Source organism: Deltaproteobacteria bacterium (assembly GCA_016213065.1).
Classification (GTDB): domain Bacteria; phylum UBA10199; class UBA10199; order SPLOWO2-01-44-7; family SPLOWO2-01-44-7; genus JACRBV01.
Window position 1 is genome coordinate 1 of sequence record JACRBV010000016.1, and the last position, 5,293, is coordinate 5,293.

Sequence of the window (5,293 nt, forward strand, 5' to 3'; positions counted from 1 at the left end):
TGCTGTGAAAATTCCCTCCAGCGCATGCCTGCACCTTCCTTTGCCGGCGCTATCACGGTTTTCCATGCTTGTGCCGGAATGACATCGACATTCGTATTTTGCTCTATTTCTCGCAGTGCGGCCACAAGCTCCGGCACGAGAGTTCTTCGGCAACCGGCGATACCAACACGTTCACAAAAATCCAATTGTTCTTTGGCGCCTTCCACGGACACATGGTACATCATTCGGTATCCTTTTGCGGAAGGCACTTCTCTAAGAGAAGAATGAATACCCACTACCAACAACAAGTGCTGAACTTGAAACGCAAGCATTTCACTGCTTGAGGCGTAGTCAAGACCCAGCTTTGCTGGGTCGCGAAGCAAACTCGAAGAGTTTGCGGAGTAAAAATAACTGGCACCAGCCTTTTTTCGTCCATGTAAACATTTCCAACTAAAATTGCCGTCCGTAGCCCATAAATGTCTTAAGAAAAGCGCCACATCTTCCGACGGCGCCTGAAAGAGCTGACGCGGAACGCGTTTTTCCCAAGAATGAACGGGCGCAATTCCAAGTTTCTGAAACCAGTTCGTAATAGGATGACGTGTATTCCGCGCGAGAGGATAAGGACTTGGAAGATAAAGATGCCACCAATTTTTCTGCATCACAACGCGCCCTTCAATATCAAACAGGGCTTTTGCGGCTTTCTGTACAGTTTCAATGTTTTCCCAATCGGCACTTGTGTAATGGAAGGGTTGATGGGGGAGAATGCATCCGTCTCCCAGCAGATGTGCAAGAAGGATCAGCTCATTATCTGAAAGATTTTTTTGCGACTGTAGAGGGGGCATTTTTCGCGGAAGCGCAATCGCATCTCCGGGCTGAAGATTGTCCAGTCTCTGCCAGCCATCTATTCGCAAAAAAGGATGATTTGCAGACGCCTTTATTTTTCGACCACTGCGTGTCTTCAAAAGAAACACTTTTTTTCTTCCCGAGGAAAATGCCTTCACAAGATTAAAAGGACGCACACGATAATTTTCATCTACGGCAAAAACGGGCAAGGGAGATTGATGATCTCTTTCAGCAAGCTCTTTGATGGAAAAGGTCTCCCCCGTTTTTGCATTGGTGATAAGCGTATCGCCTGTCACACAACCACTTTCACGCAAATCCGACAGCATGGGTCTTTTGTCGTTTCTGTTTTCAACGCCGCGGTTGAGTTGTGACAGTGCAATCACGGGCACATGCAATTCTTTGGCGAGCGCTTTCAGACCTCTCGAAATTTCGGAAATTTCGCGTTCACGGCTGTCCGAGCGAATATGGGCCCTTACGAGTTGAAGATAATCCACGACCAAAAGTCCCAACCCGTGTTCTTTTTTCAAACGCCTCGCCTTGGCCCGCATTTCAAGAATTGTCAAGGCGGCGCTGTCATCGATATAAATCGGTGCCTCCGATAAAATGCCGGCGGCCCGGGTTAATTTGGGCCAGTCACTCTCTGATAAAAAACCTCCGCGCATTTTGTACGAATCCACTTCGGCACGCGCGCAAAGCAAACGTTGCACCAATTGTTCCTTCGACATTTCAAGAGAAAAAATACCGCAGGGGATTTTTGAATCACACGCGGCATGTTCCATGATGTTGAGCGAAAAAGCGGTTTTGCCGGAGCTGGGCCGTCCCGCGACAATGAGCAAATCGGAAGGTTGAAGACCCGACGTGAGACGATCCAAATCTGTGTAACCGGAGGGAACTCCCGTTACCGATTCTTTTCTTTCGTACGATTGTTCAATGGCTTTGAAGCCCGCCTTCACCACTTCTTTCATCGGTACAAAACCTTGCTGGATGCGGCGCGTGGCAATGTCGAAAATAATTGATTCGGCTTTGTCCAAAAATTCGTCAATGCCGCCCTCTTCTTCGTAACCGCGTGACGCAATTTCGGTGGCGCCGTCAATCAATTGTCTCAAGACCGCCTTCTCACGAATAATTTTGGAATAGTGTCCCACATGCGCAGACGTGGGGACCTGATCCACAAGACTGGAAAGATAACTCGCCCCGCCGATGGAATCCAGATGGTTGGCCAATTTGAGGGCGTTGGTGACCGTCACCAAATCGGAAGGTTCGTTGGCTTGGTAAAGACTTAAAATTGCCTGATAAATTTTGCAATGGGCATCGCGGTAAAAATCTTCGGGTCTTAAAAGTTCGATGACACGGTGTATCGCTTCGTTGTCGATCAGCATCCCACCAAGCACCGCGCGCTCGGCGTCAAGGTTCTGGGGAGGGAGTTTTGAATGGACCATGTGTCTTAAGCCTTTACAACCCACACTTTCAATGTTGCCGTTACTTCGGGGTGCAAACGAACTGGAACTTCTGTCACACCTAACTGACGAATTGGATCTTTAAGATGAATGAGTTTCTTGTCGATCAGAAAATTTTCGGCGCGAAGGGCGTCGGCAATATCTTTTGTGGTAACCGATCCAAACAGTTTATCTTCTTCACCCGCTTCTTTACGAATGGTGATCGACAAACCCACAACTTTTTCCGCCAACACTTCCGCTTCTTTTTTCAATTTGGACTGTTTTATAGAAATGACTTTTTTGTGATGTTCCAACTCTTTCAAATTGGCGGGATTCGCATGGACCGCTTTGCCTTGGGGAAACAAAAAATTTCTGGCAAAACCGTCTTTGACATTCACAACATCCCCTGCTCCTCCAAGACTTTTGATACTTTCTTTTAAGATAACCTGCATAATGCCTCCTTGGGAAGGACCATAGACTATGGACTATGGACTATGGACTAACTACTTTTTGTTTTTAGTCTATGGTCCATGGTCTATTGTCCATAGTCTATTTATTGTCCATGGTCCGTAGTCTGTTTTTGTTGATGTAACCTTCTAAAATCAAACCAGGTGTCGGCCAGCCCCAATCCCACAACAACCAGCCCCACCATCTGAAAAAACAGGACGACCAGACCATAAATTCCAAAACGAAACAAGGGGGAATAGCGCTTCAGAAAAAAAACCATAATGCTAACCCCTTGAATAAAGTAAACCATACCCGCGACAAGGATCAGATTGAGAGCAACCCATGTCAGCCAAGTCACTTTAAAGACGTAAAAATCGAGGAAATAACAGACCGCCGCCACAATAACCCCCCAAACACAAACGCTCGAAATTTCAAGGCGCTTGAAATCACCCGCTTTTATCAGGTGTTTGGATAGACGATAGATCACTTTTAAAAAACTCAAATTAAAAATCATGACAAAAAGGCTAAAGGAGAAAACAAGACTTGGAATCAAACGGGGCAGAAATTCCAGATTTTTTTTCATTTGTTCAACCATGGCAACAACCTCGGCTTTATCCCCTTTCGCTACCTGCGAAGCAGTGACTTGGTCCAACACAGTCTGGGATTCCTGCACGATCCGCTGTAAAAATCCCGGGACATCGTAGCCGCCCAGATATTGGCAAATAAATCCGGTTAGGATTACGGCCACAGTGGCGGACAAACCCACATACGCCCCCCAACGTGCCAAAGACCAGCGTTTCCAGACACCAAGACTGAGCAAAGAGCCGATGAACAAATAATAAATGGCATTGAGGGGAACGGGTTCGGAAAAAATTAATTGGGAAACAGAAAACACCAGTGCCAAGGTAAGAGCAAAACTAATAGCCCATTGCAATTTGTTGCGGCGCAAACTCAAATATAAAACGGGAAGCGGCGTGAACAAGACAAAGAAGCCGCTAAAATAAAAAGCCGTACTGAGCAAGGCACACCACAAAACAGGCAAAACTTGTTTGGAGCTTAATGTCATGTGGTATCACTAAAATGTTTGTCGTTGGCTCGCTGTGAAAGGAATCAGTCCCAAAATACGGGCCCTTTTCACTGCAATCGTCAACTCGCGCTGATGAAACGCGCAAAGTCCCGTGAAACGGCGGGGAGAAATTTTGTCTCTCTCTGAGAGATAATGTTTCATCGCCTTTCCATCTTTGTAATCAATCTTCAATTCCTTATCGACACAAAAACGGCACGCTTTTTTGCGCGGGGCGAACCCGCCTTCGTCACGATCCCGGTTTTCTCTGAAATTTCCTCTGCGTTCTCTTTCCATAAAATCTTTTCTCCTTTAAGCGGTGACTGCCTGAGCGGCAATCTGTGCCTCTTTGGCGGCGATCTCGGCTTTTTCTATTTCTTCCACACGTTTCTCAATATTGACATTCTCATGTAATACGACCGTTAAAAAACGAAGAATTTTTTCTTCATACCGCAGTGCCTTTTCCAACTCCTGCACAAGAGTGTTATCCCCCACATAGTCGAGATGAATATAGATGCCCTCTTTTTCCTTCTCCATGAGATAGGCAAATTGTCTTCTGCCCCAAGAGCGGTTGATTAAAGCCTTTCCCTTGTGGGCCTCAATGAGTTTGATCAAACGGGCCCCGAATTCCTCTACTTCTTTTTCCGGAGTATTCGACTTCAGGATGTAAAGCGTTTCGTATTCTCTCATCGTTCCTCCTTAGTGATACTTATTTTGCACCCATTGCAAACCGTGTTTTAAAAAATCGGGGATGGACCCCGCCGCCCGATCTATCATTGCTTCTACAATTTCCAAATCTTTTCCTTTAAACGGCTGTAAAACATAATCGGCCGGGTCTTTCCCATGTTCGGGGCGTCCAATACCCAAACGAATTCGATGAAAATCTTTTGTGCCCAGCGTATCGATAATGGAACGTACTCCGTTGTGTCCACCATGCCCGGAGCCGAAAGCCCAACGAATCTTTCCCAGTTCCAGATCCATGTCATCGTGAAAAACAATCAGATCTTTTTCCAAACCATTCTTTTTTTTCAAAAAAGCTTGTACTGCCTGCCCGCTCAAATTCATGTAGGTAGCCGGTTTTACCAACCAGCATTCTTCATCATCCAAAGAACCCCACGCTTGCAAACGCTGTTTTTTTTCTTCCCACTCCCAGTGGTTTTGCTTTGCCATCAAATCAACCACCCAAAAGCCGACATTATGCTTGTGGTTGACATACTCGCGGCCCGGATTGCCAAGTCCAACAATAATCTTCATGAGTTTTAAGCTTTCTCTTTACCCTTTGCCGGTGCTTTTGCTGGTGCCGCGGCTTCTTTTGCCGCCGCTTCTTTACCCTCTTCAGTCTTGGGACCTTGCGCGGTTGTCGGCACTTCACCCGGAGCGGCCGCTTCCGCGGTTGCGGCAGGTTTCGCCTCTTCTTCCTTCTGCGGAGGCACCACCGCTAAAATAGTAAAATTGACTTCGTGCGGGAAGGAAACTCCTTCCGGCAATTTTATATCGTTGGCGTGAACGCTCTGTCCTATTTCCA

Annotated in this window: 7 protein-coding genes; all 7 read right to left on the reverse strand. The window is 46.6% G+C overall.

The window, feature by feature from the left end; translation table 11 throughout:
- Positions 1–2,261 (reverse strand): replicative DNA helicase (locus tag HY877_00940; protein MBI5298855.1); only part of this gene is annotated, 2,261 nt, incomplete at its 3' end.
- A gap of 5 nt (positions 2,262–2,266) precedes the next feature.
- On the reverse strand, positions 2,267–2,710 hold the full coding sequence (locus HY877_00945) for a 50S ribosomal protein L9 (protein MBI5298856.1): 444 nt from the start codon (positions 2,708–2,710) through the stop codon (positions 2,267–2,269).
- A gap of 101 nt (positions 2,711–2,811) precedes the next feature.
- The gene (locus HY877_00950) at positions 2,812–3,771 is read right to left on the reverse strand and encodes a DUF2232 domain-containing protein (protein ID MBI5298857.1); all 960 of its coding nucleotides are present in this window, start codon (positions 3,769–3,771) and stop codon (positions 2,812–2,814) included.
- A gap of 9 nt (positions 3,772–3,780) precedes the next feature.
- On the reverse strand, positions 3,781–4,065 hold the full coding sequence (locus HY877_00955; GenBank protein MBI5298858.1) for a 30S ribosomal protein S18: 285 nt from the start codon (positions 4,063–4,065) through the stop codon (positions 3,781–3,783).
- Between the two features lie 15 nt (positions 4,066–4,080).
- Positions 4,081–4,458, reverse strand: coding sequence for a 30S ribosomal protein S6 (gene rpsF, locus HY877_00960; protein ID MBI5298859.1), 378 nt, complete (start codon positions 4,456–4,458; stop codon positions 4,081–4,083).
- A gap of 9 nt (positions 4,459–4,467) precedes the next feature.
- Complete coding sequence (locus HY877_00965) at positions 4,468–5,022, reverse strand: aminoacyl-tRNA hydrolase (protein ID MBI5298860.1); 555 nt, start codon at positions 5,020–5,022, stop codon at positions 4,468–4,470.
- Positions 5,023–5,027: 5 nt separating this feature from the next.
- Positions 5,028–5,293: 50S ribosomal protein L25 (locus HY877_00970; protein ID MBI5298861.1), on the reverse strand; the 266-nt coding region annotated here is incomplete at its 5' end.

Coding starts and splice junctions, on each gene's coding strand:
- HY877_00945 (MBI5298856.1), bottom strand. CDS start 2,710: ATGCAGGTTATCTTAAAAGAAAGTATCAAAAGTCTTGGAGGAGCAGGG.
- HY877_00950 (MBI5298857.1), bottom strand. CDS start 3,771: ATGACATTAAGCTCCAAACAAGTTTTGCCTGTTTTGTGGTGTGCCTTG.
- HY877_00955 (MBI5298858.1), bottom strand. CDS start 4,065: ATGGAAAGAGAACGCAGAGGAAATTTCAGAGAAAACCGGGATCGTGAC.
- rpsF (MBI5298859.1), bottom strand. CDS start 4,458: ATGAGAGAATACGAAACGCTTTACATCCTGAAGTCGAATACTCCGGAA.
- HY877_00965 (MBI5298860.1), bottom strand. CDS start 5,022: ATGAAGATTATTGTTGGACTTGGCAATCCGGGCCGCGAGTATGTCAAC.